The sequence below is a fragment of the Pseudomonas sp. B21-021 genome, from assembly GCF_024749205.1.
Lineage (GTDB): Bacteria > Pseudomonadota > Gammaproteobacteria > Pseudomonadales > Pseudomonadaceae > Aquipseudomonas > Aquipseudomonas paraglycinae.
In genome coordinates this window covers 1,808,866-1,833,547 of record NZ_CP087192.1, presented here as the reverse complement: position 1 = coordinate 1,833,547, position 24,682 = coordinate 1,808,866, and the positions used below count along the sequence as shown (strand labels likewise).

The window sequence follows — 24,682 nt, the reverse complement described above, 5'->3', positions numbered from 1 at the left end:
GCTCAGTGTTCCCTCTCTACGGTGTCCATCAGGGGGCATCGCCTACGGTTTGCTTCGCTGCACCTCCTCTCGATGTATGCGGCTTCGCCGCACGGCGCTGCGCGCCTACCCCCTGATGGACACCTCCGCTCGGCCTGCCGAAGGGGCTGGAGATCAAAAGCCAGAGCCAGAGCCAGAGCCAGAGCAAAAGCCAGATCAAGAGCCCCCTCACCCTAGCCCTCTCCCTGTATGTACCGGAGACATGGTGGACACATGTTCGGAGACATGGTGGACGGTTTTAGATCTTCTTACCTGCCGTAACGATCTGCAAGTTCAAGTCGATTCGGGCGATACGATGTCTACTCCAGTAGACATCGTGGATGCCGTCCTCCGTCGTCCCCCGGATAGCTACTGACCTCCCGTAAAAAGCTTTTCCGACCGTGTATTCACGGTCCCCCCAGTAGATCTCGCCTTTTACCTGAACCTTCCTGACCACATCACCCTCGTCGTACTCCGGGGCCGCAGGTTGCTCCTGATAATCCCGTGGGCTGCTGCTGTAACGAGTAGAAGGAACCTGCATGTCCAGCGCTTGATGCGGACGCTTCTGGTTGTAGATATCACGCCAGATATCAAATGCCTGTTGCGCGTCGTTGAGATCGATAAAATGCCGGTCCCGCAGGACTTCATTTTTCAGGCTGCGGTGGAAGCGTTCCAACTTTCCTTGGGTTTGCGGATGGTAAGGACGAGAGTGGCCGACTTTGATGCCCTGGCTCATCAGCCAGACCTCCAGCGCGGTATAAACGCCCGTCTGGTCACCCCAGGGTGAACCGTTGTCCATCGTCATGCGCAGAGGCAGGCCGTGACGCCGAAAGACCCGGATTAGATGCTCTTGGACGGTTCCACGTTGCTCATTGATGCAGGCCGCGATACACAGCGAAAACCGCGAATGATCGTCCAATACCGTCAACGGATGGCAACGCCCCTGAGCCAGGCTGATATGTCCCTTGAAGTCCATCTGCCAAAGATCATTGGGCGCTTCATGCTCGAAGCGGATAAACGGTTTGATCTCAGCGGCCTTTGGATCAACGCGTGAATGACGCTGTAAAACCGCATGCACGGTACTGACAGACGGCATCACTGCGCCTTCGTCTTCTAACACGCGCTTGAGCTTGCGAGCGCCCCAAGCCGCGTACTCCTGACTCGCGGTCAGAATCTGCTTCTCCACCTCGTCAGCACATCGTTTGGGTGATGTCTTCGGTCGTCTTGACCGATTGTTCAGCCCCTCAGCCCCTGATTTTTCAAACCTGCTAAGCCATTTGTAGGCAGTGCTTGGACTGATATTGAATCGGCGGCAAAGCTGCCGAACATTGGCCCCTTCTTGCCGAGCCAAAAGCACAAATTCTGAACAAAGCTGCACGGTAGACACCTCTTCCCAAGACACAGGCCATCTCCTTCGCGATGAGCAATGTGTCTATTAAAAAGTGTCCACCATGTCTCCGAACACCTGTCCACCATGTGTCCGGTACATACACTCCCGGAGGGAGAGGGAACTGATCGAGGTGTTTGCAGGAGCTACGCCGACGTGCAATGCCGAGTCGAACTCAGGCTTTGAAAAGCACAAAAATCGGCTCCCTCTCCTAGGGGAGAGGGCTGGGGTGAGGGGTAAACCCACCACAAAACCAAAGCCGAACACGCCCCGCTCCTCCCCACTCAAAACGATGAGCGTTAGCTCGAGTACCGCTTTTGATCGCAGGGCCCGTCGGCAGGCTGAGTGGAGGGATTGATCCGGGGGTGGGAGCGCAGCGACCGTGCGGCGCAGCCGCATGCATCGAGAGGAGGTGCAGCGAAGCAAACCGTAGGCGATGCCCCCGGATCAATCCCGGAGCGAAGGGACACCGAGCCTCAGCGAGGGGCCGTACGTCAGGGTTAGAGACCTTTTGGTTACTTTTGGGGCGTTTGCCAAAAGTGACCCGCCGTAAGGGCGGAACCCCAAGAAGCCGTTACCGCAGCAACGGATATACACCCAACCCCCAAGAACATCCAATAACCGCCCACAAAAAAAATGCCCCAATCTCTCGACCAGGGCATTTCCATTCAACTCAACCTACATATTCAATCTAAAAGCCTCAGTGCGAAACCGCCCCACTAGCCCCCAACCCAGTCTGCGAACGCACAAACTGCGGGAAGAACGCCGCACGCTCGTTCTCAGCCGCCGCCGACTTGTCGGTAACCGAGAAGAACCAGATCCCGATAAACGCAATGATCATCGAGAACAACGCAGGATACTCGTAAGGGAAAATCGCCTTCTCATGATGCAGAATCTGCACCCAGATGGTCGGGCCAAGAATCATCAGCCCCACCGCACTCACCAGACCCAGCCAGCCGCCAATCATGGCGCCACGGGTGGTCAGCTTCTTCCAGTACATCGAAAGCAGCAACACCGGGAAGTTGCAGCTCGCCGCGATGGAGAACGCCAGGCCAACCATGAACGCAATGTTCTGGCTTTCGAACAGGATGCCCAGGCCGATGGCCAGAACGCCCAGTGCGATGGTGGTGATCTTCGAAACGCGGATTTCATCCTTCTCGTTGGCCTTGCCCTTCTTGATCACGCTGGCGTACAGGTCGTGAGACACCGCCGAAGCACCGGCCAGGGTCAGACCGGCCACTACTGCCAGAATGGTCGCGAACGCCACTGCCGAGATGAAGCCGAGGAACACGCTGCCGCCCACGGCGTTGGCCAGGTGCACCGCCGCCATGTTGTTGCCGCCGAGCAGAGCGCCCGCCGCATCTTTGAAGGCCGGGTTGGTGCTGACCAGCAGGATCGCGCCGAAGCCGATGATGAAGGTCAGGATGTAGAAGTAGCCAATGAAACCGGTCGCGTACAGAACGCTCTTACGGGCTTCTTTCGCGTCGCTGACAGTGAAGAAGCGCATCAGGATGTGCGGCAGGCCAGCGGTACCGAACATCAGCGCCAGACCGAGGGAGAACGCCGAGATCGGATCTTTTACCAGACCGCCCGGGCTCATGATCGCTTCGCCCTTGGCGTGAACCTTGATGGCTTCGGAGAACAGGGTGTTGAAGTCGAAGTTGACGTGCTTCATCACCATCAGTGCCATGAACGAGGCACCGGACAGCAACAGCACCGCCTTGATGATCTGCACCCAGGTGGTCGCCAGCATGCCGCCGAACAGCACGTACATGCACATCAGGATACCGACCAGAATCACCGCAACGTGGTAGTCGAGACCGAACAGCAGCTGGATCAACTTGCCGGCACCGACCATTTGCGCGATCAGGTAGAACGCCACCACCACCAGCGAACCGCAGGCAGACAGGGTGCGGATCTGGGTTTGCCCGAGGCGGTAGGACGCCACGTCGGCAAAGGTGTATTTACCCAGGTTACGCAGACGCTCGGCGATCAGAAACAGAATGATCGGCCAGCCCACCAGGAAGCCGATCGAGTAGATCAGGCCGTCGTAGCCGGAGGTGAACACCAGCGCGGAAATACCCAGGAAGGACGCCGCCGACATGTAGTCACCGGCGATCGCCAGACCGTTCTGGAAACCGGTGATCTTGCCGCCCGCTGCATAGTAGTCGGCGGCCGAGTTGTTGCGCTTGGACGCCCAGTAAGTGATGCACAGGGTCGCGCCAACGAACGCCACGAACATGACGATCGCGGAAACGTTGAGTGGTTGTTTGTGGACTTCGCCGGTCAGGGCGTCAGCGGCCCAGACGGCCGGAGCAAATGCTGCGATGCTCAAAAGAGCCAGTAGACGCCGGATCATTGCTGAGCCTCCTTGAGAATCGCGTTGTTCAGGTCGTCGAACTCGCCATTGGCGCGGCGCACGTAAATGCCGGTCAGGATGAAGGCCGAGATAATCAGCCCGACACCGATCGGAATGCCCCAGGTGATGGACGATTCGGGACTGATTTTCGTGCCGAGCACTTGCGGCCCGTACGCGATCAGAAGGATGAAGCCGGAGTAGAGCCCGAGCATGATCGCCGAGAGTATCCAGGCGAACCTTTCCCTTTTCTTGACCAGCTCCTTGAAGCGCGGGCTGTTCTGAATAGAGAGGTAAATGCTGTCGTTCATTGTTTTTATCCTCGCAGCACAGATTTTTATTTTTGGAACATATCCACTGTATGCGGCTGCGAGCCGGGTTCCAGACGACCTTAGTAGTAGAACGCCATGACGTTTTTGCCAATTTCCAGACAAGCCGAAAACGGCCAACGCTGCTTATTAATAGTGGGCAAACAAAAAAGGCCGCCCGACTGTGATGTCGGGCGGCCCTGGGAAGCGCAGATTAGACGCTTCGGCTTAAATCACTTGGTCCAGTCGGCAACACGTTCCGGGTGCTTGGAAACCCAATCCTTGGCCGCTGCGTCAGGTTTTGCACCGTCCTGAATCGCCAGCATGACTTCGCCGATTTCGTCTTTCGAAGCCCATTGGAAGTTCTTCAGGAACTTGGCCACTTCCGGCGCCTTGGTCGCCAGCTCCTTGCTGCCGATGCTGTTCACGGTTTCAGCCGCGCCGTACACGCCTTTCGGGTCGTCGAGGAAGCGCAGTTTCCACTTGGCGAACATCCAGTGCGGCACCCAGCCGGTGACGGCGATGGATTCGTTTTTCTTCTCGGCGCGGGTCAGCTCGGCAATCATGCCGGCGCCGGAACTGGCCTTGAGTTGATAGCCGGTCAGGTCGTAATCCTTGATCGCCTGATCGGTCTTGAGCATCACGCCTGAACCGGCGTCGATGCCGACGATGCGTTTCTTGAAGGAGTCGTCGGTTTTCAGGTCTTCGATGGTCTTGGCCTTGACGTACTCCGGCACGATCAGACCGATTTTCGCGTCCTTGAAGTTCGGGCCGTAATCGACGACCTGATCCTTGTTCTTGGTCCAGTAGTCGCCGTGGGTCACGGGCAGCCAGGCCGAGAGCATGGCGTCGAGTTTGCCGGTGGCAACGCCCTGCCACATGATGCCGGTGGCGACGGCTTGCAGTTTCACGTCGTAGCCGAGTTTCTGCTTGATCACTTCGGCCGCCACGTGGGTGGTCGCGACGCTGTCGGACCAGCCGTCAACGTAACCGATGTTCAGGGTCTTGGTTTCAGCACTGGCGAGTGTGGAGCCCATCGCAAGCACCAGAGCGGCACCTGCGCCTAAAAGTCGTCGCATCTTCATCGTTACTTCCCCGAAATGCTGCGCCCGACGGATGCCGGGCATCGTCAACGTATTGTTATGGTGCACAGCGCCCCCATCACGCCTGACCGCAAACTCGTTAGTACATCAGCCGGATTATCAATAAGGGTACTGACGGTTTCGATCATCAACCTGACGCCCGATAAGACCTGCTCTGCCAGCGACCTCGAAGCAACGAGAAACGACATCAGAAAGCCATTAACTGCCTCCGGATATTTGGCGCCAGACAATCCGCCCGAACTTTGCATGTCAAAATCGTGCGGGCCACCAACCTGCTTATAAATGCAGGTAACATGCGTCGCTTTGCAGCCACTCGGCCTGACCATGTCCGCGACTTCCCGCTTCCCCTTTCTTCCTTATGTGTTCGCCTGCCTGCTCGGGCTGTTTGCCCTGTGCGGCTTCTGGTACGGCCTCGGCAAACCGGTGATCCTGCCGGACGTCGCCACCCCGACCCACAAACTGCAATGCGCCTCCTACACCCCGTTCGACAAAGACCAGTCGCCGTTCGACGTGCCGTTCAAACTGCGCCCGGAGCGCATGGACGCCGACCTCGCCCTGCTCGCCACCCGCTTCGAATGCATCCGCACCTACTCCATGACCGGCCTCGAAGCGCTGCCAGATCTGGCGCGCAAGCACGGCTTGAAGTTGATGATCGGCGCGTGGGTCAACAGCAATCCGGTGGACACCGAGAAAGAAGTCGATCTGCTGATCGCTTCGGCCAATGCCAACCCGGACGTGGTCAGCGCCGTAATCGTCGGCAACGAGGCCTTGCTGCGCAAAGAGGTCACCGCGACCCAGCTGGTGAAGCTGATCAACAAGGTCAAGAGCCACATCAAGCAGCCGGTGACCTACGCCGATGTCTGGGAATTCTGGCTCAAGCACCCGGAAGTCGCGCCGGCGGTGGATTTCCTGACCATTCACTTATTGCCGTACTGGGAAGACGATCCGTCGAACATCGACGCGGCCCTACATCATGTGGCCGAAGTGCGTCAGGTGTTCGGCAACAAGTTCGCCCCCAAGGACGTGATGATTGGCGAAACCGGCTGGCCGAGCGAAGGCCGCCAGCGTGAGACCGCGCTGCCAAGCCGGGTCAACGAGGCCAAGTTCATTCGTGGTTTTGTCACCCTCGCCGAACAGGAAGGCTGGCGCTACAACCTGATCGAAGCGTTCGACCAGCCGTGGAAGCGCGGCAGCGAAGGCGCGGTCGGCGGTTACTGGGGGCTGTTCGATGCGGATCGCCAGGACAAGGGCGTGTTGGCCGGGCCAGTGTCGAACGTACCCTACTGGTCGCAGTGGCTGGCGGTCGGCGGGCTGATTTTCCTCGGAACATTGCTGCTGGGCGGCCGGGTTCGTACGACGCGTTCGGCGCTGATCCTGCCGCTGCTCGGCGCCCTCGCCACCTGTTCGATCGGCGCCTGGGGTGATCTGGCGCGGGTGACCACGCGGTTTGCCAGCGAATGGCTGTGGGTCGGGTTGCTGACGGCTCTGAATCTGTTGGTGCTGGCCCATGCGGCGCTGACGTTGAGCGCCCGCAATGGCTGGCGTGAACGGGCGTTCAACGCTTTCGAGCGACGGGCCGGCTGGTTGGTCGCGGCAGCGGGTTTCGCCGCTGCGGTGATGATGCTCGAGTTGGTGTTCGATCCGCGCTATCGCAGTTTTCCGAGCGTGGCGTTCATCCTGCCGGCGCTGGTTTACCTGTGCCGCCCGGTGCCCGTGGCCCGGCGGGAGATCGCGCTGCTGACCTTCATCATCGGCGCCGGCATTGCGCCGCAGTTGTTCCGTGAAGGACTGCAGAATCAGCAGGCGTGGGGCTGGGCGCTGGTCAGCGTGCTGATGGTGGCTGCACTTTGGCGCTGCCTGCGGGTTCGCAAGGGCTGATTCACAGGGAATGCCCGCGATGACTGACGATCAGGCCTCGCGGGATTCCCGGACCAGTCGCAACCCGGCAATCACCACCGCAAACACCGCCAGTGTCGTGTTGTACAACGCCAGCGCCGGCAACCCGAACACCAGCGCCAGCACCGCCAGCCACCACCCTGCCCGTCCCGGCACGACAAAACCGATCACCGCAGCCGCGATCGCCGCCCAGCCCAGCATCTGGAAATGAATCATCAGGCCCAGGTTCGAGCGCACCGAACATTCCCAACGGCTCGCCTCATCCACGCAGATGCCCACCCACTGCGCGTCCTCCATGAAGCCATAACGCGCGCCATAACTGGCGGCCAGCCACAACGGCAACAGAACGAGCAACAGAATCACGGGCAAGCGGCGGGACATGGAACACTCCAATCGATGAAATCGGCGGCCAGCTTAATCTGCCGCCGCGCATACGCAAGGGCTAACAACTCTTAACTGGTCATTCATTCCGTGCAAAGTGTATCGTCCGGCTACTATTACTCCGAATTCCGTCAGTTTGGTGCCGTGGCATGGCACTTTGGCGCAAACCCGGTGGTCATAGCCTGCGAACCTCATTCGGCACCTTCCTCTAAGGGATCTAGTCATGCTCCGTTCCTTGCGCTTCGCCGCCCTGTTTGGCGGCCTTATTCTGAGTGCGTCCGCGCTGGCGGTGGATATCGACGCCGCCAGCTATGGCTATCCCCTGACCAACCCGTTCGAGGCGACCATCGCCACCACGCCGCCGGACTTGCGCCCTGAACTGCCACTGGACGACGACATCGATCAGACCGATCGCAGCGTCACTCTGCGCCCCGAGCGCGAATTCATCCTGCCGGACAATTTCTGGCCGGTGAAAAAACTCACTTACCGCATCGCCACCCAGGACAAGGCCGCGCCGCTGATCTTCCTGATCGCCGGCACTGGCGCGCGCTACGACAGCACGCTCAACGAATACCTGAAGAAGCTTTATTACAAGGCCGGCTACCACGTGGTGCAGCTGTCATCGCCGACCAGCTTCGACTTCATGAGCGCCGCCTCGCGTTTCGCCACCCCCGGCGTGACCAAGGAAGACGCCGAAGACATGTACCGGGTGATGCAGGCAGTGCGGGCGCAGAACCCGAAACTGCCGGTCACCGACTATTACCTCAGCGGCTACAGCCTCGGCGCACTGGACGCAGCGTTCGTGGCCCACCTGGATGAAACCCGTCGCAGCTTCAACTTCAAGAAAGTCCTGCTGCTCAATCCGCCGGTCAACCTCTACACCTCGATCACCAACCTCGACAAACTGGTGCAGACCGAGGTCAAGGGCATCAACAACAGCACCACCTTCTATGAACTGGTGCTGAGCAAACTGACCCGCTACTTCCAGCAAAAAGGCTACATCGACCTCAACGATGCACTGCTCTACGACTTCCAGCAGTCCAAGCAGCACTTGAGCAACGAACAGATGGCGATGCTGATCGGCACCTCGTTCCGTTTCTCGGCGGCGGATATCGCATTCACTTCGGACCTGATCAACCGCCGCGGCCTGATCACCCCGCCGAAATTCCCGATCACCGAAGGCACCAGCCTCACGCCGTTCCTCAAGCGTGCGCTGCAATGCGATTTCGACTGCTACCTCACCGAACAGGTGATCCCGATGTGGCGCGCCCGCACCGACGGCGGCAGCCTGCTGCAACTGATCGATCAGGTGAGCCTGTACGCATTGAAGGATTACCTGCACGACAGCCCGAAAATCGCCGTCATGCACAACGCCGACGACGTGATCCTCGGCCCGGGCGACCTCGGTTTCCTGCGCCGCACCTTCGGCGATCGCCTGACCGTTTATCCGCTGGGCGGCCATTGCGGCAACCTTAACTACCGCGTCAACAGCGACGCCATGCTGGAGTTCTTCCGTGGCTAAATATCTCCTGCTGATTGCAGCGCTCCTCAGTGCAGGTATGGCCCAGGCCGACAACAGCAAAGCCAATGCACCGGTGGTCATCGACAGCGATGGCTTCAAGGAGCCGCTGTCCAAACTCAAGTTCAACCCGGGGCTGGATCAGCGCGAGTTCGAGCGCTCGACCCTCAGCGCGCTGAACGTCTATGACCCGCTGGAAGAGTGGAACCGCCGCGTCTACCACTTCAACTACCGCTTCGACCAATGGGTGTTCCTGCCGGTGGTCGATGGCTACCGCTACATCACCCCGAGCTTCGTGCGCACCGGCGTGAGCAACTTCTTCAACAACATTGGCGACGTACCGAACCTGGTCAACAGCCTGTTGCAGTTCAAGGGCAAGCGCTCGATGGAAACCACCGCGCGCCTGCTGCTCAACACCACCATCGGCATCGCCGGGCTCTGGGATCCGGCCACCGCCATGGGCCTGCCGCGTCAGAACGAAGACTTCGGCCAGACCCTGGGCTTCTACGGCGTACCGGGCGGCGCTTACTTCGTGCTGCCGATTCTCGGCCCCTCGAACCTGCGCGATACCGCAGGTCTGGCTGTGGACTATACCGCCGAGTCCGCGATCAACTTCCTCAATGTCTCGGAAGTCAGCTCCAACCACACGGAAGTCTGGGTACTGCGTGGCGTCGACAAGCGTTACCAGACCAGCTTCCGCTACGGTCAGCTGAACTCACCGTTCGAGTACGAGAAGGTGCGCTACGTCTACACCGAGTCGCGCAAGTTGCAGATCGCCGAGTAAAAACGCCGGCCACAAAAAAGGCCATTCGATGCGAATCGAATGGCCTTTTTGTTTGCCTCAGGATTTAGCCTTTCAGGGCTTTCCAGACTTTGCCGATCACGGACACGCCCGCCAGCACCACCGCACCCGCGATGATCCCCGCCACGCCGTTCAACAGCATCGGCACCACAAACCCGGCGCCACCGGCCGCTGCGCCGACGCTTTCGATCCAGTGATGCACCACCGGTACGCCGTGGGTCAGGATGCCGCCACCGACCAGGAACATCGCTGCGGTGCCGATTACCGACAGGCTTTTCATCATGTACGGCGCCGCACGCAGGATGCCGTTGCCGATACTTTTGGCCATCTGCCCAGGCTTCTGGGTCAGCCACAGACCGAGATCATCGAGTTTGACGATGCCGGCCACCAGACCGTAAACACCCACGGTCATGACAATGGCGATGCCCGACATCACGATCACTTGCTGGGTCAGCGAAGCATCGGCCACGGTGCCGAGGGTGATGGCGATGATTTCCGCCGAGAGGATGAAGTCGGTGCGGATCGCGCCCTTGATCTTGTCCTTCTCGTACGCCACCAGATCGGTTGCCGGATCAGCCACGGCCTCGACCAGTTGCGCATGCTCGACCTCGTCTTCGGCCTTGCTGTGCAGAAACTTGTGCGCGAGTTTTTCGAAACCTTCGAAACACAGGTAGGCGCCACCGACCATCAACAGCGGCGTCACCAGCCACGGCACGAAGGCACTGATCGCCAGCGCCGACGGCACCAGGATCAGTTTGTTGACGAACGAGCCCTTGGCCACCGCCCAGACCACCGGGATTTCCCGCTCCGCGCGTACGCCGGAGACTTGCTGGGCGTTGAGCGCCAAGTCGTCGCCGAGCACGCCGGCGGTCTTCTTGGCAGCCATTTTGGTCATCAACGCAACGTCGTCCAGAACGGTAGCGATGTCGTCGATCAGCACCAGCAAACTGCTTCCTGCCATGAATCTTGTTTCCTTATGTGAATAATGCCGCGCAGCATACCGCGACTGCAGGCCACACGGGGCATTGTTGAGCGCTGCGCGAGGCCGGTGCTACCATGCGCAACCGCCAGAACAGGCAAGGAACCACCGGGTTTATGAGCACAATCCGCGAGCGCAACAAAGAACTGATCCTGCGTGCAGCCAGTGAAGAGTTTGCCGACAAGGGCTTCGCTGCCACCAAAACCAGCGACATCGCCGCCAAGGCAGGACTGCCCAAGCCCAACGTCTATTACTACTTCAAGTCCAAGGAAAACCTCTACCGCGAGGTGCTGGAAAGTATCATCGTGCCGATCCTGCAGGCCTCGACCCCGTTCAACCCGGACGGCGTACCGAGCGAAGTGCTGAGCGGCTACATCCGCTCGAAGATCCGCATCTCCCGCGACCTGCCCTTCGCCTCCAAGGTGTTCGCCAGCGAAATCATGCACGGCGCCCCGCACCTGAGCGCCGACCTGGTCGAGCAGCTCAACGGCCAGGCCAAGCACAACATCGACTGCATCCAGACCTGGATCGACCGCGGCCAGATCGCCCCGATCGACCCCAACCACCTGATGTTCAGCATCTGGGCCGCAACCCAGACCTACGCCGACTTCGACTGGCAAATCTCCGCCGTCACCGGCAAGGACAAGCTCGACGAAGCCGACTATGAAGCGGCAGCACAAACCATCATCCGGTTGGTGCTCAAGGGCTGCGAGCCGGACTGAAGACTCCGGCGACCTCATCGCTAGCAGGCTAGCTCCCACTCTCCTGTATCCGCAAACTCTCCTGTGGGAGCTAGCCTGCTAGCGATGAAGGCGACTCGATTTTGGCTTGAGCCCAAATGGCATCCCACAACGGATAGTCAGACAGCTTTTCCACCAGTCCAGCCCGCAATGGGTTAGCCACGACATACCGTGCCATTTTCACCAAGTCATCTTCTCGGCGCAGAGCCTGGTCATAAAACCCCTTTTGCCAAAGATTGATTTTTCCGCCATTGGACTGGTTCACGGCTTTGGTACTGAATGATTTAGTTCGTTGCATCAATTCACCGAGCGATCCCCTCTTCAGTTCAACGAGCCAGTGAAAGTGATCGGGCATAACCACCCAAGCCAGAGAGTTCACATGACCCTGTTTCTGCGCGCAGACAAACTGATTGGCCACTAACCTGCCCAAAGCAAAATCTCTGAAAAACGGTTTTCTCTGGCAAGTATTGGAAGTGAGCAAATAAATGCGATCAGGTTCGGCATAGCGGCCGATCCTTAGGCGGTGTGAAGCGGGTGAATTGGACATTGATGAGCCTCCTCCATGATTGCAGTCATGAAAAAAGCTAGCCCTGAAAAGGCTGGGGTGCGGTTCAGATCCTTATCAGGTTGTGTCTGCCAGGCAGCCATCGCGAGCAGGCTCGCTCCCACAGGGGCTTTAAGGTGGCCACAGAAATGTGTCTACCTGTGACCACCTGTAGCAGTAAGCCTGCTCGCGATGGCGTCAGTTCAACCGCCGTAAATCACGCGGCCACCCCCGCATCCGCCCGCAGGTCCAGGGCCTCAACGGCCTTGATTGCGACCTGCTCATCGATGTCCGACAGATCGCCGCTGATGCCGATCGCACCCAGCACGTTCCCCGCCTGATCACGAATCAGCACACCACCCGGTGCCGGCACGACGCTGCCCTGCCCCATGCTGTTAAGTGCGGCGATGAACGCCGGGCGTTGTTGTGCGTCCAGCGCCAGCAGGCGTGAGCCCTTGCCCAGGGCGATGGCGCCCCAGGCTTTGCCGATGGCGATGTTCGGGCGCAGCAGGCTGGCGCCGTCTTCGCGTTGCAAGGTGACCAGATGGCCGCCGGTATCCAGTACCGCGATGGTCAGCGGCGCGGCGGAGATGGCCCGCCCTGCGCTGATGGCTTCGTTGACCAGCTTGACTGCGACTTTCAAGGTTAAAGCGCTCATGGTGCCGTCCTCATTTTGTTATTGGGAAAGTCGTTGGGCTGCGCGTTTGTGCCGCAGCCCGATGCAACAAATAGAACACAATGAATTATTTTTTTGTATACAATAATTCTCGAAAAGCGCCTCATGCGACGAAAAGCCACACCAGAACAGGCTTCCGACGAATGAAACAGGCGCTTGAGAAAATGGATTGACCTGCGCCGTCCGCCGTGAATACACTCTGCGCAAAGCCACTTGTATACAATTACAAAACGTAAAGAGGCACAAAACCATGAGCAAAATGAGAGCAATCGAAGCCGCCGTTCTGGTGATGCGCCGTGAAGGGGTTGATACCGCTTTTGGCATTCCGGGCGCTGCAATCAACCCGCTGTACTCCGCCCTGCAGAAAGTCGGTGGCATCGATCACGTCCTCGCTCGCCACGTTGAAGGCGCCTCGCACATGGCCGAGGGCTACACCCGCACCAAGGCCGGCAACATCGGCGTGTGCATCGGTACTTCCGGCCCGGCCGGTACCGACATGGTCACCGGTCTGTACAGCGCCTCCGCGGACTCGATCCCGATCCTCTGCATCACCGGCCAAGCACCCCGCGCCCGTATGCACAAGGAAGACTTCCAGGCCGTCGACATCACCAGCATCGTCAAGCCGGTGACCAAGTGGGCGACCACCGTTCTGGAGCCGGGCCAGGTGCCTTACGCCTTCCAGAAAGCCTTCTACGAAATGCGCTCCGGCCGCCCAGGCCCGGTGCTGATCGACCTGCCGTTCGACGTGCAGATGGCTGAAATCGAATTCGACATCGACGCTTACCAGCCACTGCCGCTGGCCAAGCCAAGCGCCACCCGCGTGCAAGTCGAAAAAGCCCTGGCGATGCTGGATCAGGCCGAGCGTCCATTGCTGGTGGCCGGCGGCGGCATCATCAACGCCGACGCCAGCGAGCTGCTGGTCGAGTTCGCCGAGCTGACCGGCATTCCAGTGATCCCGACCCTGATGGGCTGGGGCACCATTCCGGACGATCACCCGCTGATGGTCGGCATGGTCGGTCTGCAGACTTCGCACCGTTACGGCAACGCCACGATGCTGAAATCCGACGTGGTACTGGGCGTCGGCAACCGTTGGGCGAACCGTCACACCGGCTCGGTCGACGTTTACACCGAAGGCCGCAAATTCATTCACGTCGACATCGAACCGACCCAGATCGGCCGCGTGTTCACCCCGGACCTGGGCATCGTTTCCGACGCCGCTGCCGCGCTGACCGTGTTCATCGAAGTCGCCCGTGAATGGCAAGCCGCCGGCAAGCTGAAAAACCGCTCTGCCTGGCTGCAAGACTGCCAGCAGCGCAAAGCCAGCCTGCACCGCAAGACCCATTTCGACAACGTGCCGGTCAAGCCGCAGCGCGTTTACGAGGAAATGAACCAGGTGTTCGGCAAGGACACCTGCTACGTCAGCACCATTGGTCTGTCGCAGATTGCCGGCGCGCAGTTCCTGCACGTCTACAAGCCGCGTCACTGGATCAACTGTGGCCAGGCCGGCCCGTTGGGCTGGACCATTCCGGCAGCGCTGGGCGTGGTGAAGGCCGATCCGAACCGTAAAGTCGTGGCCCTGTCGGGGGACTATGACTTCCAGTTCATGATCGAAGAGCTGGCGGTCGGCGCTCAGTTCAAACTGCCGTACATCCACGTCGTGGTGAACAACTCGTACCTGGGGCTGATCCGTCAGGCCCAGCGCGGGTTCGATATGGACTACTGCGTGCAGCTGTCCTTCGATAACCTGAACGCGCCGGAACTCAACGGTTATGGTGTCGACCACGTCGCAGTCGCCGAAGGCCTGGGCTGTAAAGCGCTGCGTGTGTTCGAACCGGCTGACATCGCCCCTGCCCTGCGCAAGGCCGAACAGCTGATCGAAGAGTTCAAGGTGCCGGTGATCGTCGAGATCATTCTGGAGCGTGTGACCAACATCTCCATGGGGACCGAGATCAACGCCGTCAACGAATTCGAAGACCTGGCGCTGGTCGGCAACGATGCGCCTACGGCGATTTCGTTGCTCGATTGATTGCTATTGCTTGATCGTTCCCACGCTCTGCGTGGGAACGCAGCCGGGGACGCTCTGCGTCCCAAAGCGGACGCAGAGCGTCCATAGAGGCATTCCCACGCAGAGCGTGGGAACGAGAATCTAGAACGGGAGACCACCATGCCGCGTTTCGCAGCCAACCTGTCCATGCTGTTCACCGAACAGGATTTCCTTGCCCGTTTCGACGCCGCCGCCAAGGCTGGCTTCAGCGGTGTCGAGTACCTGTTCCCGTACGATTTCAGCTCTGCCGAAATCAAGGCCAAACTCGACGCCAACGGTCTGACCCAAGTGCTGTTCAACCTGCCGGCCGGTGACTGGGCCAAGGGCGAGCGCGGTATCGCGTGCCTGCCGGACCGGGTCGAAGAGTTCCGTGCCGGGGTCGATCTGGCCATCGCTTACGCGCAGGTTCTGGGCAACACCCAGGTCAACTGCCTGGCCGGTATCCGTCCGCAGGGCGTGGACGATGCCACCGTTGAAAAGACCTTCGTCGCCAACCTCAAGTACGCCGCCGACAAGTTGCAAGCCGTCGGTATCAAACTGGTGATGGAAGCGATCAACACCCGCGACATCCCGGGCTTCTACCTGAACAACACGGCGCAGGCCCTGTCGATTCGCGAGCAGGTCGGCAGCGCCAATCTGTTCCTGCAATACGACATCTATCACATGCAAATCATGGAAGGCGATCTGGCCCGCACCCTGCAATCGCACCTGGCCGAGATCAACCATGTGCAGCTGGCCGACAACCCGGGCCGCAACGAGCCGGGCACTGGCGAGATCAACTACCGCTTCCTGTTCGAACACCTTGATCGCATCGGTTATCAGGGCTGGGTCGGCTGCGAGTACAAACCGCTGACCACCACTGAAGCAGGCCTCGGCTGGCTGAAGACCCACAACGCGATTTAAGAACAATGCAAAACCCTGTGGGAGCGAGCCTGCTCCCGAATGCGGTGGTTCAGTCAACACGGATATTGAATGTTCCACCGCATTCGTGAGCAAGCTCACTCCCACAATGAGCTGCCCCCTATTTGCTTGAGCAAGACAAAAACAAGAGGATTTTCTCATGGCTAAAATCGGATTCATCGGCACCGGCATCATGGGCCACCCAATGGCGGCGAACCTGCAGAAAGCCGGTCACAGCCTGTTCCTGTCGGCGCACCACGACGCTGCCCCTGCCGACCTGGTCGCCGCTGGCGCCGTCGCTCTGGCCAACCCACGCGAAGTGGCCCAGGAAGCCGAATTCATCATCGTCATGGTGCCGGATACCCCGCAGGTCGAAGACGTGCTGTTCCGCGCCGACGGCGTTGCTGCCGGCATCGGCAAAGGCAAGGTTGTGATCGACATGAGCTCGATCTCGCCGACCGCCACCAAGGCTTTCGCTGCGAAGATCAACGAGAAAGGCGCGCAGTACCTCGACGCTCCGGTGTCCGGTGGTGAAGTCGGCGCCAAGGCCGCGACCCTGAGCATCATGGTCGGTGGCGACGCCGATGCCTTCGAACGCGCACTGCCGCTGTTCCAGGCCATGGGCAAGAACATCACCCTGGTTGGTGGCAATGGCGACGGTCAGACCGCCAAGGTGGCGAACCAGATCATCGTTGCCCTGAACATTCAGGCCGTGGCCGAAGCCCTGCTGTTCGCTTCGAAAAACGGTGCCGATCCGGCCAAGGTGCGTGAAGCGCTGATGGGTGGTTTCGCCTCCTCGAAGATCCTCGAAGTGCACGGCGAGCGCATGATCAAAGGCACCTTCGATCCGGGCTTCCGCATCAGCCTGCACCAGAAGGACCTGAACCTGGCCCTGCAAGGCGCCAAGGAGCTGAACATCAACCTGCCGAACACCGCCAACGCCCAGCAAGTGTTCAGCACCTGCGCGGCCATCGGTGGCAGCAACTGGGACCACTCGGCGCTGATCAAGGGCCTGGAACACATGGCCAACTTCTCGATTCGCGACAAGAAGTAAGCCCTGCCCCAACCTGCATCAAACCTGTGGGAGCCAGCCTGCTGGCGATGGAATCGACGCGGAGTGTCTGCCAGACCTCAGCGCCTGAATCGCTAGCAGGCTAGCTCCCACAGGGTTCCGAGTTGCCCTTTCGAATAACAAGAATTCCGGGAGCCCGCCATGTCGGTCGATCCGCAACAACTGCTGCGCGAGCTGTTTGCCACAGCCATCGACGCGGCCCATCCGAACCAGGTCCTCGAAGCTCATCTGCCGGCTGATCGCACAGGTCGCGTGATCGTCATCGGCGCCGGCAAGGCCGCCGCGGCCATGGCGCAAGTGGTCGAGCGCTGCTGGGAAGGTGAAGTCTCGGGCCTTGTGGTGACCCGCTACGGTCACGGCGCCCCGTGCGAAAAAATCGAAGTGGTCGAAGCCGCGCACCCGGTGCCGGACGCCGCCGGTCTGGCCGTTGCCAAGCGTGTGCTGGAACTGGTCAGCAACCTGACCGAAGACGACCGCGTAATCTTCCTGTTGTCCGGTGGTGGTTCTGCCCTGCTGGCGTTGCCGGCCGAAGGCATCACCCTGGCCGACAAACAGTCGATCAACAAAGCCCTGCTCAAATCCGGCGCGACCATCGGCGAGATGAACTGCGTGCGCAAGCACCTCTCGGCGATCAAGGGCGGACGCCTGGGCAAAGCCTGCTGGCCCGCAACTGTTTATACCTACGCGATTTCCGATGTACCGGGCGACCTCGCCACGGTCATCGCCTCCGGCCCGACCGTGGCCGACCCGAGCACCAGCGCCGAAGCGCTGGCCATCATCAAGCGCTACGGCATCGAGATTCCAGCGTCCGTGCGTACCTGGCTGCAAAGCCCGGAATCGGAAACCGTCAAACCCGGCGATCCGAGCCTGGCCCGCAGTCACTTCCAGCTGATCGCCCGCCCTCAGCAATCGCTGGATGCGGCGGCGGTGAAATGCCGTCAGGCCGGTTTCAGCACGCTGATCCTCGGCGATCTGGAAGGCGAATCCCGCGAAGTGGCGAAAGTCCACGCCGGCATCGCGCGCCAGATCATCCATCACGGCCAGCCACTGGCGGCGCCGTGCGTGATTCTCTCCGGCGGCGAAACCACGGTGACCGTGCGCGGCAATGGCCGTGGCGGACGCAACGCCGAATTCCTCCTCAGCCTCACCGACAGCCTGAAGGGCCAGCCCGGCGTTTATGCGCTGGCCGGTGACACCGACGGCATCGACGGCTCGGAAGACAACGCCGGCGCAATCATGACCCCGGACAGCTACGCCCGCGCCGCCGCCCTGGGCCTGAGCGCCAGCGACGAGCTGGATAACAACAACGGCTATGGCTACTTCGAGGCGCTCGATGCGCTGATCGTCACCGAGCCGACCCGCACCAACGTCAACGACTTCCGCGCCATCCTGATCCTCGAGAGCTCTAAATCATGACGCCTGATAAAAAGGTCAAAATCCTCGCCACCCTCGGGCCTGCCGTCGACGGCATCGAAGACATCCGCGAGCTGGTCGAGGCCGGGGTCAATATCTTCCGCCTCAACTTCAGTCACGGCGATCACGCCGACCACGCCAAGCGCTATCAGTGGATCCGCGAAGTCGAGCGCCAGCTCAACTACCCGCTCGGGATCCTGATGGACCTGCAAGGGCCGAAACTGCGGGTCGGCAAGTTCGCTGACGGCAAGGTTCAGTTGCATCGCGGTCAGGCGTTCCGCCTCGATCTGGACGCAACACCGGGCGACGAACGCCGGGTAAACCTGCCGCACCCGGAGATCATCGCGGCGCTGGAAGCCGGCATGGACCTGCTGCTCGATGACGGCAAACTGCGCCTGCGAGTCGTCACCAAATACACCGACGCGATCGACACCACCGTGCTCAATGGCGGCGAACTGTCGGATCGCAAAGGCGTGAACGTGCCGCAAGCGGTGCTCGACCTGAGCCCGCTGACCACCAAGGATCGTCGCGACCTGAACTTCGGTCTGGAGCTGGGTGTGGACTGGGTCGCGCTGTCGTTCGTGCAGCGTCCGCAAGACATTATCGAGGCCCGCGCGCTGATCGGCGACAAGGCGTTCCTGATGGCGAAAATCGAGAAGCCGTCGGCGGTCGAGCAACTGCGCGAGATCGCCGAACTGAGCGACGCGATCATGGTGGCTCGCGGTGACCTGGGCGTGGAAGTGCCGGCCGAGAGCGTGCCGCAAATCCAGAAGAACATCATCACCACCTGCCGCCAGCTCGGCAAACCGGTGGTGGTGGCGACGCAGATGCTCGAGTCGATGCGCTTCTCCCCGGCGCCGACCCGCGCCGAAGTCACCGACGTCGCCAACGCCGTGGCCGAAGGCGCCGATGCGGTGATGCTGTCGGCCGAAACCGCGTCCGGCGAGTACCCGCTGGAAGCCGTGCAGATGATGAGCAAGATCATCCGTCAGGTCGAAAACGGCCCGGACTACCAGACCCAACTCGACGTCAGCCGCCCGAAAGCCGAAGCGACCGTGTCCGACGCGATCAGCTGCGCGATTCGCCGGATCAGCAACGTGCTGCCGGTGGCGGTGCTGGTCAACTACAGCGAGTCCGGCGCATCGAGTCTGCGTGCCGCGCGGGAACGGCCGAAAGCGCCGATCCTCAACCTGACGCCGAACCTGCAGACCGCCCGCCGGTTGAGCGTGGCGTGGGGCATTCATTCGGTGGTCAATGATCGCCTGCGTCAAGTGGATGAGGTGTGCTCGACCGCGCTGGAAATCGCTCAGGCTCAAGGAATGGCCGAGCGTGGCGATACGTTGCTGATCACCGCGGGTGTGCCGTTCGGGCAGCCGGGGTCGACTAATTCGCTGCGGATCGAAACATTGATTTAAGCAACACCTGAGTGGCGAGGGGGCGTGCTCCCATCGCTCGGCATGACGGTTTCCACAAGAGACACCGCATTCACCGGGCACGAGCTCCCTCGCCACCGCTTCAAGCAAGACCTTTTGATTTTCCTACTGCCCAGATTCTCCAGACATGCCTGCCAATCATTTCAACACCCACTGCCCTGACTGGGCCGAGGCTTTGCTCAACGGCTTCAGTCAAATCTTCCTCCAGCGCCATCCGCTGTGTGGACTCCTGTGCCTTCTGGCCATTTTATTCACCGCGCCGGTGCTGTTCGCCGGCGCGCTGCTGGGCGCGGTCGCCGGTTTGCTCACCGCGCAACGGCGCAACTACGCCAAGGCGGATCGTCAGGCCGGACTGTTCAGCTACAACGGCGTGCTGGTCGGCCTGTTGCTGAGCCTGTATTTCCCCTGGTCGCCGATGCTGCCACCGCTGATTCTGGCGGCCGGCGGACTGAGCGCGATGATCACGCAGCAGTGGCTCAAACGCGCACGCCTCACCGAATACCTGCCCGCCTACACGGCGCCGTTCGTATTGTTGAGCTGGGTGTTCCTGTGTTTCGCCGAGCCTTCGACGCCGGCTCCGGCGCTTGAACTGAATACCGTGAACCTGCTCGGTGCCGCCCTGAAAGGCTTCGGTCAGGTGATGTTCCTCGACCATCCGTTGGCCGGTGGATTGATCGCCGCCGGTTTGCTGATCGCCGATCGCCGGGCATTGGCCTGGGCGCTGCTGGCTTCGGCGATTGGCCTGGGTTCCAGTCTGTTGCACCATGACAGCCAGGTCGCGCTGCTGGGTCTGGGGGGTTACAACGCCGTCCTCGCCGCCCTCGCCTTTAGCGCTCAGCGCCAGCAACCGTGGCTGCCGCTGTTCGGCATCGGCCTAGCGCTGCTGCTGACGCCGCTGTTCAATGCCCTGGGTCTGGCGACTCTCACGGCACCGTTCATTCTTGCCTGCTGGCTGCTGCGTACCGGCATTCGCCTGATGCGCCAACCGGAGATCAACGTCGCGCCTTGCGCTAACGGGGAGAATCAACCTAGGCTGCGCTGATTGATGGCCAAGGCGATATGCATGAACGGCAACAACACGTGGCGTGATCGCCTGTACGTGATCATTTTCCAGACCGATACGGTGGCGGGCCGCCGTTTCGACAAGACCCTGCTGCTGATCATTCTCGCCAGTCTGGTGATCGTGATCCTCGACAGCATCGATGAAGTCCACCAGAACTACGCCAATGTGCTGGCGTACATCGAATGGGGCTTCACGATCATCTTCCTCGGCGAGTATTTGCTGCGCCTGTACTGCTCGCCCAAGCCGCTGCGCTACGCCTTCAGTTTCTATGGGCTGGTGGACCTGCTGGCGATCGTGCCCGGCATCCTCGCGCTGTATTACAGCGATGCCCAGTACCTGCTGATCATCCGGGTGATCCGAATGCTGCGGATCTTCCGCGTACTCAAACTCGGGCCGTACCTGAAACAGGCGCATTACCTGCTCGATGCCCTGCGCGGCAGCAAGCAGAAAATCCTCGTATTCCTGCTCAGCGTCTGCACCCTTGTCACGGTGTTCGGCACCCTGATGTACGTGGTCGAAGGCCCGGAACATGGCTTCACCAGCATTCCCAAAGGCATCTATTGGGCTATCGTGACCCTGACCACCGTGGGTTACGGCGACATCGTGCCGAGGACCGTGCTGGGCCAGGTGATTTCGTCGCTGGTGATGATCACTGGTTATTCGATCATCGCCGTGCCCACCGGGATTTTCACCGCTGAACTGGCCACCGCCATGCGCGGCGGTCAGCTGCAACACGACTGCCCCGTGTGCAAGAAAAGCAGCCATGAACACGAAGCGTCGTTCTGCTCCCGTTGCGGCAATGCGCTGTTCAAGAAAACGGAATAAGCAAAGTTCTTTTTAATCTTTAAACGACTATGCGGGCCCCGCTATAGTCGCTGGCAAATGGCCTCATCTTTGTAAAAAAACACCCCTACAGAACAAGGAATGCGCAGTGAAAAAACTCTTTGGCGCCTCACTTCTCGCCGCTGGTCTTGCCTTCGGCAGCGTGGCTCAGGCCGCACCGACCCTGCTCAACGTTTCCTACGACGTGATGCGCGATTTCTACAAGGACTACAACGCTGCGTTCCAGAAACACTGGCAAGCCGAGCACAAAGAGGACATCACTGTGCAGATGTCTTTCGGCGGTTCGAGCAAGCAAGCCCGTTCGGTCATCGACGGTCTGCCGGCTGACGTCATCACCATGAACATGGCCACCGACATCAACGCCCTGGCCGATAACGGTCAACTGGTGCCGAAAGACTGGGTCACCCGTCTGCCGAACAACAGCGCGCCGTTCACCTCGGCCACCGTGTTCATCGTGCGCAAGGGCAACCCGAAAGCCCTGAAAGACTGGCCGGACCTGCTCAAGGATGGCGTGCAAGTGATCGTGCCCAACCCGAAAACCTCGGGCAACGGCCGCTACACCTACCTGTCGGCGTGGGGCTACGTGCTGAAAAACGGCGGTGACGAGAACAAGGCGAAAGACTTCGTCGGCAAGCTGTTCAAACAGGCGCCGGTGCTGGACACCGGTGGCCGCGCCGCCACCACCACGTTCATGACCAACCAAATCGGTGACGTGCTGGTGACCTTCGAAAACGAAGCCGAAATGATCGCCCGCGAGTTCGGCCGCGACCAGTTTGAAGTGATCTACCCAAGCGTCTCCGCCGAAGCCGAGCCACCGGTGTCGGTGGTCGACAAAGTGGTCGAGAAGAAAGGCTCCCGCGCCGCTGCCGAGGAATACCTGAAGTTCCTGTGGTCGCCGCAAGGTCAGGAAATCGCGGCCGCCAACTACCTGCGTCCACGTGACCCGGCGGTACTGGCCAAGTACACCGACCGTTTCCCGAAAGTCGACTTCCTGTCGGTCGAGAAGACCTTCGGTGACTGGCGCACCGTGCAGAAGACCCACTTCAACGATGGCGGGATCTTCGACCAGATCTACAGCGGCCAGTAAGGCGTGAGCTGACATGAAAAAGGCGACCTGCAGAGGTCGCCTTTTTTGTGTGCGGCTACATGGGCGGCTTGACGCCATCCTTGCCCGCCGAGATCGATTGCGCGGTCAGCGTGCCGTCCACGCTCTGGGTCACGAAGGTAACGATCTTCACCCCGACTTTGAGCAGGCTGCGATCGCCCGGGGTCAGGTTGACGATCGGCACGTCCTCCGGCACCAGGATCTTCTGCTGGCCGCCCTTGTAGTTGACGGTCAGCACCCGGCCGTTGCTCACCACCAAATCGCCGACGCTGCCGTTGGTCATGCTGCTGCCCTTGGTCAGGTCGAACGGCCGATGGCCGTCGCCGCTGCCGGCCAGCTCCGGCGGGAAGACATGAACCTCCAGCGCCTTGAGCGTGCCATCCTCCTGGGGAATGGCGGCCGAACCGATGTAGCTCCCGGGCTTGATGTCTTCGATATTGGCCAGGGTAACCGCGCGGACCTTGGTGTCCGGGGTCAACTGGACCACCACGTTTTCACCGCTGTTGACGTGAACCTTGAGCGAGTCGGAACTGACCCCGGTGATTTCGCCGCGCACGCCCATGCGCATGCCGGGCGCTTCGGCGGCCTGCACAGCAGCGGCGCCGAGCAGACTGATCAGGGCAATCGTTGTGGTGTGGCGAAGCAACTGACGAAACATCGCAATCCTCCGTTGATGAACGCTCAAACCCGGTCACAACATAAGCACGCTATCGAACAAGATGTAAGTGAATGTATCATCGCCACTCAACGGTCGGACGCAAGGTTCGCCGATGAACAATGGATTGTTCGGCGCCACCTATTCCGCAACGGAATAACTGATATCGATCAGAAGCCTCTACTGCCGGCTCGGCCCGTCCCTTAGCCTCACCGCATTCCTTTTCGCTGGATCGAGAAACCCTATGACCGCCACAACTCACGCAATGACCCGAGGCATGGTGCTGCTGTTCGCTTTCTGCTGCGGCGCCATCGTTGCCAACATCTACTACGCCCAGCCAATCATCGGCCTGATCGCGCCAGACATCGGCCTGACCGACACCATGGCCAGCTTCATCGTGTCGCTGACCCAGATCGGCTATGCGCTGGGCCTGTTCTTCCTGGTGCCACTGGCGGACCTGCTGGAAAACCGCCGCCTGATGATCATCACCACCGTGGTGGCGATTGCCAGCCTGCTCGGCGCGGCGTTTACCGATCAACCGAATGTGTTCCTGCTGATTTCGTTGCTGGTGGGGTTCAGCTCGGTGTCGGTGCAGGTGCTGATTCCATTGGCGGCGCATCTGGCACCGGAGGAATCCCGTGGCCGGGTGGTCGGCGGGATCATGGGCGGTCTGCTGCTGGGGATTCTGCTGGCGCGTCCGGTGTCGAGCGTGGTCGCCGACCATCTCGGCTGGCGGGCGATGTTCATGATCGCCGCAGCCTTGATGGCAGCGATCAGCGTGGTGCTGGCGTTGACCGTGCCCAAACGCCAGCCGGATCACAGCGCCTCCTACGGCCAGTTGCTGGGTTCGTTGTGGACGCTGCTGCGCAAGCAACCGGTGCTGCGTCAGCGCGCGTTTTACCAGGCCTGCATGTTCGCCACATTCAGCCTGTTCTGGACCGCCGTGCCGCTGGAACTGGCGCGCAACCATGGCCTGTCCCAAAGTGAAATCGCGATCTTCGCCCTGGTCGGTGCCATCGGTGCCATCGCCGCGCCGATCAGCGGACGCCTGGCCGACGCCGGCCACACCCGCATCGCCTCGCTGCTGGCCATGCTGTTCGCCAGCCTGAGTTTCCTGCCCGCCTTCATCCACCCGGCCTACAGCGTGATCGGCCTGGCCGTGACCGGCGTGGTGCTCGATTTCTGCGTGCAGATGAACATGGTGCTCGGCCAGCGCGCGGTCTACTCCCTCGATGCCAAAAGCCGCGGCCGCCTCAACGCGCTGTACATGACCAGCATCTTCGTCGGCGGCGCCTTCGGCTCGTCGGTGGCCAGTGCGGTGTACGAGCATGGCGGCTGGCTGTGGATCGTGATCGTTGGCAGTGCGTTCCCGCTGCTGGCGCTGGTGCGGTTCTTGAGTGCTTCGCAGAAGCCTGTTCTGGCAACGGCCTAGAATCTGAAAGCAC

Annotated in this window: 22 protein-coding genes; 13 read left to right on the top strand and 9 right to left on the bottom strand. The window is 60.6% G+C overall.

Annotated elements, in window-relative coordinates:
- Positions 1-277: 277 nt before the first annotated feature.
- From LOY31_RS08250 to LOY31_RS08235, 4 genes are all read right to left on the bottom strand, one after another.
- Positions 278-1,420: an IS481 family transposase gene (locus tag LOY31_RS08250; protein ID WP_408980464.1), complete on the bottom strand. Its 1,143-nt coding sequence runs from the start codon at positions 1,418-1,420 to the stop codon at positions 278-280.
- A gap of 685 nt (positions 1,421-2,105) precedes the next feature.
- Complete coding sequence (locus tag LOY31_RS08245; RefSeq protein ID WP_064594474.1) at positions 2,106-3,764, bottom strand: cation acetate symporter; 1,659 nt, start codon at positions 3,762-3,764, stop codon at positions 2,106-2,108.
- On the bottom strand, positions 3,761-4,072 hold the full coding sequence (locus tag LOY31_RS08240; RefSeq protein ID WP_007959307.1) for a DUF485 domain-containing protein: 312 nt from the start codon (positions 4,070-4,072) through the stop codon (positions 3,761-3,763). Before LOY31_RS08240 ends, LOY31_RS08245 begins: the two co-directional genes overlap by 4 nt.
- A 230-nt stretch (positions 4,073-4,302) precedes the next feature.
- Positions 4,303-5,154 carry a glycine betaine ABC transporter substrate-binding protein gene (locus LOY31_RS08235; protein ID WP_221534203.1) on the bottom strand — a complete coding sequence of 284 codons (852 nt, stop codon included), beginning with the start codon at positions 5,152-5,154 and terminating at the stop codon, positions 4,303-4,305.
- A gap of 300 nt (positions 5,155-5,454) precedes the next feature.
- On the opposite strand from LOY31_RS08235, the gene LOY31_RS08230 reads away from it, so the two are divergent.
- A complete protein-coding gene (locus tag LOY31_RS08230; RefSeq protein WP_258713097.1) occupies positions 5,455-7,050 on the top strand; it encodes a beta (1-6) glucans synthase in 1,596 nt (531 codons plus the stop codon).
- A 30-nt stretch (positions 7,051-7,080) separates the two neighbouring features.
- On the opposite strand, the gene LOY31_RS08225 is transcribed toward LOY31_RS08230, so the two are convergent.
- Positions 7,081-7,449, bottom strand: a complete 369-nt coding sequence (locus LOY31_RS08225) for a hypothetical protein (protein WP_085605850.1) — start codon at positions 7,447-7,449, stop codon at positions 7,081-7,083.
- Between the two features lie 223 nt (positions 7,450-7,672).
- Here LOY31_RS08225 and LOY31_RS08220 point away from each other — a divergent pair, with 223 nt between their 5' ends.
- Both LOY31_RS08220 and LOY31_RS08215 read left to right on the top strand, forming a co-directional pair.
- Complete coding sequence (locus LOY31_RS08220; protein ID WP_007959293.1) at positions 7,673-8,971, top strand: serine protein kinase PrkA; 1,299 nt, start codon at positions 7,673-7,675, stop codon at positions 8,969-8,971.
- Entirely contained in the window at positions 8,964-9,752 is a 789-nt protein-coding gene (locus LOY31_RS08215) for a VacJ family lipoprotein (protein ID WP_258713096.1), read from the top strand. The genes LOY31_RS08220 and LOY31_RS08215 overlap by 8 nt, the downstream gene beginning before the upstream one ends.
- A gap of 64 nt (positions 9,753-9,816) precedes the next feature.
- On the opposite strand, the gene LOY31_RS08210 is transcribed toward LOY31_RS08215, so the two are convergent.
- Complete coding sequence (locus LOY31_RS08210; RefSeq protein WP_085605845.1) at positions 9,817-10,731, bottom strand: DUF808 domain-containing protein; 915 nt, start codon at positions 10,729-10,731, stop codon at positions 9,817-9,819.
- 134 nt (positions 10,732-10,865) lie between these two features.
- Here LOY31_RS08210 and LOY31_RS08205 point away from each other — a divergent pair, with 134 nt between their 5' ends.
- Positions 10,866-11,471, top strand: a complete 606-nt coding sequence (locus LOY31_RS08205) for a TetR/AcrR family transcriptional regulator (protein WP_007959290.1) — start codon at positions 10,866-10,868, stop codon at positions 11,469-11,471.
- Positions 11,472-11,541: 70 nt separating this feature from the next.
- Here the strand turns inward: LOY31_RS08205 and LOY31_RS08200 are convergent, their stop codons facing one another.
- Both LOY31_RS08200 and LOY31_RS08195 read right to left on the bottom strand, forming a co-directional pair.
- Positions 11,542-12,036 carry an REP-associated tyrosine transposase gene (locus tag LOY31_RS08200; protein ID WP_085605843.1) on the bottom strand — a complete coding sequence of 165 codons (495 nt, stop codon included), beginning with the start codon at positions 12,034-12,036 and terminating at the stop codon, positions 11,542-11,544.
- Positions 12,037-12,250: 214 nt separating this feature from the next.
- A complete protein-coding gene (locus LOY31_RS08195; protein ID WP_007959289.1) occupies positions 12,251-12,691 on the bottom strand; it encodes a heme-binding protein in 441 nt (146 codons plus the stop codon).
- A gap of 268 nt (positions 12,692-12,959) precedes the next feature.
- Between LOY31_RS08195 and gcl the strand changes: the two genes are divergently transcribed.
- From gcl to LOY31_RS08155, 8 genes are all read left to right on the top strand, one after another.
- On the top strand, positions 12,960-14,735 hold the full coding sequence (gene gcl, locus LOY31_RS08190; RefSeq protein ID WP_179692228.1) for a glyoxylate carboligase: 1,776 nt from the start codon (positions 12,960-12,962) through the stop codon (positions 14,733-14,735).
- Between the two features lie 138 nt (positions 14,736-14,873).
- Positions 14,874-15,656, top strand: a complete 783-nt coding sequence (gene hyi, locus LOY31_RS08185) for a hydroxypyruvate isomerase (RefSeq protein ID WP_007959286.1) — start codon at positions 14,874-14,876, stop codon at positions 15,654-15,656.
- A 157-nt stretch (positions 15,657-15,813) separates the two neighbouring features.
- The gene (locus LOY31_RS08180) at positions 15,814-16,707 is read left to right on the top strand and encodes a 2-hydroxy-3-oxopropionate reductase (RefSeq protein ID WP_085605836.1); all 894 of its coding nucleotides are present in this window, start codon (positions 15,814-15,816) and stop codon (positions 16,705-16,707) included.
- Between the two features lie 159 nt (positions 16,708-16,866).
- A complete protein-coding gene (locus LOY31_RS08175) occupies positions 16,867-18,141 on the top strand; it encodes a glycerate kinase (RefSeq protein WP_085605834.1) in 1,275 nt (424 codons plus the stop codon).
- On the top strand, positions 18,138-19,553 hold the full coding sequence (gene pyk, locus LOY31_RS08170) for a pyruvate kinase (protein ID WP_258713095.1): 1,416 nt from the start codon (positions 18,138-18,140) through the stop codon (positions 19,551-19,553). Before LOY31_RS08175 ends, pyk begins: the two co-directional genes overlap by 4 nt.
- 145 nt (positions 19,554-19,698) lie before the next feature.
- Positions 19,699-20,613, top strand: coding sequence for an urea transporter (locus tag LOY31_RS08165; RefSeq protein WP_258713094.1), 915 nt, complete (start codon positions 19,699-19,701; stop codon positions 20,611-20,613).
- Between the two features lie 21 nt (positions 20,614-20,634).
- On the top strand, positions 20,635-21,459 hold the full coding sequence (locus LOY31_RS08160) for an ion transporter (RefSeq protein WP_258713093.1): 825 nt from the start codon (positions 20,635-20,637) through the stop codon (positions 21,457-21,459).
- Between the two features lie 106 nt (positions 21,460-21,565).
- Positions 21,566-22,564, top strand: coding sequence for a sulfate ABC transporter substrate-binding protein (locus LOY31_RS08155; RefSeq protein ID WP_221534212.1), 999 nt, complete (start codon positions 21,566-21,568; stop codon positions 22,562-22,564).
- A gap of 55 nt (positions 22,565-22,619) precedes the next feature.
- Here the strand turns inward: LOY31_RS08155 and LOY31_RS08150 are convergent, their stop codons facing one another.
- Positions 22,620-23,240: a DUF5666 domain-containing protein gene (locus LOY31_RS08150; protein ID WP_258713092.1), complete on the bottom strand. Its 621-nt coding sequence runs from the start codon at positions 23,238-23,240 to the stop codon at positions 22,620-22,622.
- Between the two features lie 241 nt (positions 23,241-23,481).
- On the opposite strand from LOY31_RS08150, the gene LOY31_RS08145 reads away from it, so the two are divergent.
- Entirely contained in the window at positions 23,482-24,669 is a 1,188-nt protein-coding gene (locus LOY31_RS08145) for an MFS transporter (protein ID WP_258713091.1), read from the top strand.
- Positions 24,670-24,682 lie beyond the last annotated feature (13 nt).

Excerpts from the sequence above, each read along its gene's own strand:
- LOY31_RS08225 (WP_085605850.1), bottom strand. The coding sequence starts at position 7,449 with ATGTCCCGCCGCTTGCCCGTGATTCTGTTGCTCGTTCTGTTGCCGTTG.
- LOY31_RS08200 (WP_085605843.1), bottom strand. The coding sequence starts at position 12,036 with ATGTCCAATTCACCCGCTTCACACCGCCTAAGGATCGGCCGCTATGCC.
- pyk (WP_258713095.1), top strand. The coding sequence starts at position 18,138 with ATGACGCCTGATAAAAAGGTCAAAATCCTCGCCACCCTCGGGCCTGCC.
- LOY31_RS08145 (WP_258713091.1), top strand. The coding sequence starts at position 23,482 with ATGACCGCCACAACTCACGCAATGACCCGAGGCATGGTGCTGCTGTTC.
- LOY31_RS08150 (WP_258713092.1), bottom strand. The coding sequence starts at position 23,240 with ATGTTTCGTCAGTTGCTTCGCCACACCACAACGATTGCCCTGATCAGT.
- LOY31_RS08205 (WP_007959290.1), top strand. The coding sequence starts at position 10,866 with ATGAGCACAATCCGCGAGCGCAACAAAGAACTGATCCTGCGTGCAGCC.
- LOY31_RS08235 (WP_221534203.1), bottom strand. The coding sequence starts at position 5,154 with ATGAAGATGCGACGACTTTTAGGCGCAGGTGCCGCTCTGGTGCTTGCG.
- hyi (WP_007959286.1), top strand. The coding sequence starts at position 14,874 with ATGCCGCGTTTCGCAGCCAACCTGTCCATGCTGTTCACCGAACAGGAT.
- LOY31_RS08195 (WP_007959289.1), bottom strand. The coding sequence starts at position 12,691 with ATGAGCGCTTTAACCTTGAAAGTCGCAGTCAAGCTGGTCAACGAAGCC.
- LOY31_RS08240 (WP_007959307.1), bottom strand. The coding sequence starts at position 4,072 with ATGAACGACAGCATTTACCTCTCTATTCAGAACAGCCCGCGCTTCAAG.
- LOY31_RS08165 (WP_258713094.1), top strand. The coding sequence starts at position 19,699 with ATGCCTGCCAATCATTTCAACACCCACTGCCCTGACTGGGCCGAGGCT.
- gcl (WP_179692228.1), top strand. The coding sequence starts at position 12,960 with ATGAGCAAAATGAGAGCAATCGAAGCCGCCGTTCTGGTGATGCGCCGT.
- LOY31_RS08210 (WP_085605845.1), bottom strand. The coding sequence starts at position 10,731 with ATGGCAGGAAGCAGTTTGCTGGTGCTGATCGACGACATCGCTACCGTT.
- LOY31_RS08220 (WP_007959293.1), top strand. The coding sequence starts at position 7,673 with ATGCTCCGTTCCTTGCGCTTCGCCGCCCTGTTTGGCGGCCTTATTCTG.
- LOY31_RS08230 (WP_258713097.1), top strand. The coding sequence starts at position 5,455 with ATGCAGGTAACATGCGTCGCTTTGCAGCCACTCGGCCTGACCATGTCC.
- LOY31_RS08245 (WP_064594474.1), bottom strand. The coding sequence starts at position 3,764 with ATGATCCGGCGTCTACTGGCTCTTTTGAGCATCGCAGCATTTGCTCCG.
- LOY31_RS08175 (WP_085605834.1), top strand. The coding sequence starts at position 16,867 with ATGTCGGTCGATCCGCAACAACTGCTGCGCGAGCTGTTTGCCACAGCC.
- LOY31_RS08180 (WP_085605836.1), top strand. The coding sequence starts at position 15,814 with ATGGCTAAAATCGGATTCATCGGCACCGGCATCATGGGCCACCCAATG.
- LOY31_RS08160 (WP_258713093.1), top strand. The coding sequence starts at position 20,635 with ATGAACGGCAACAACACGTGGCGTGATCGCCTGTACGTGATCATTTTC.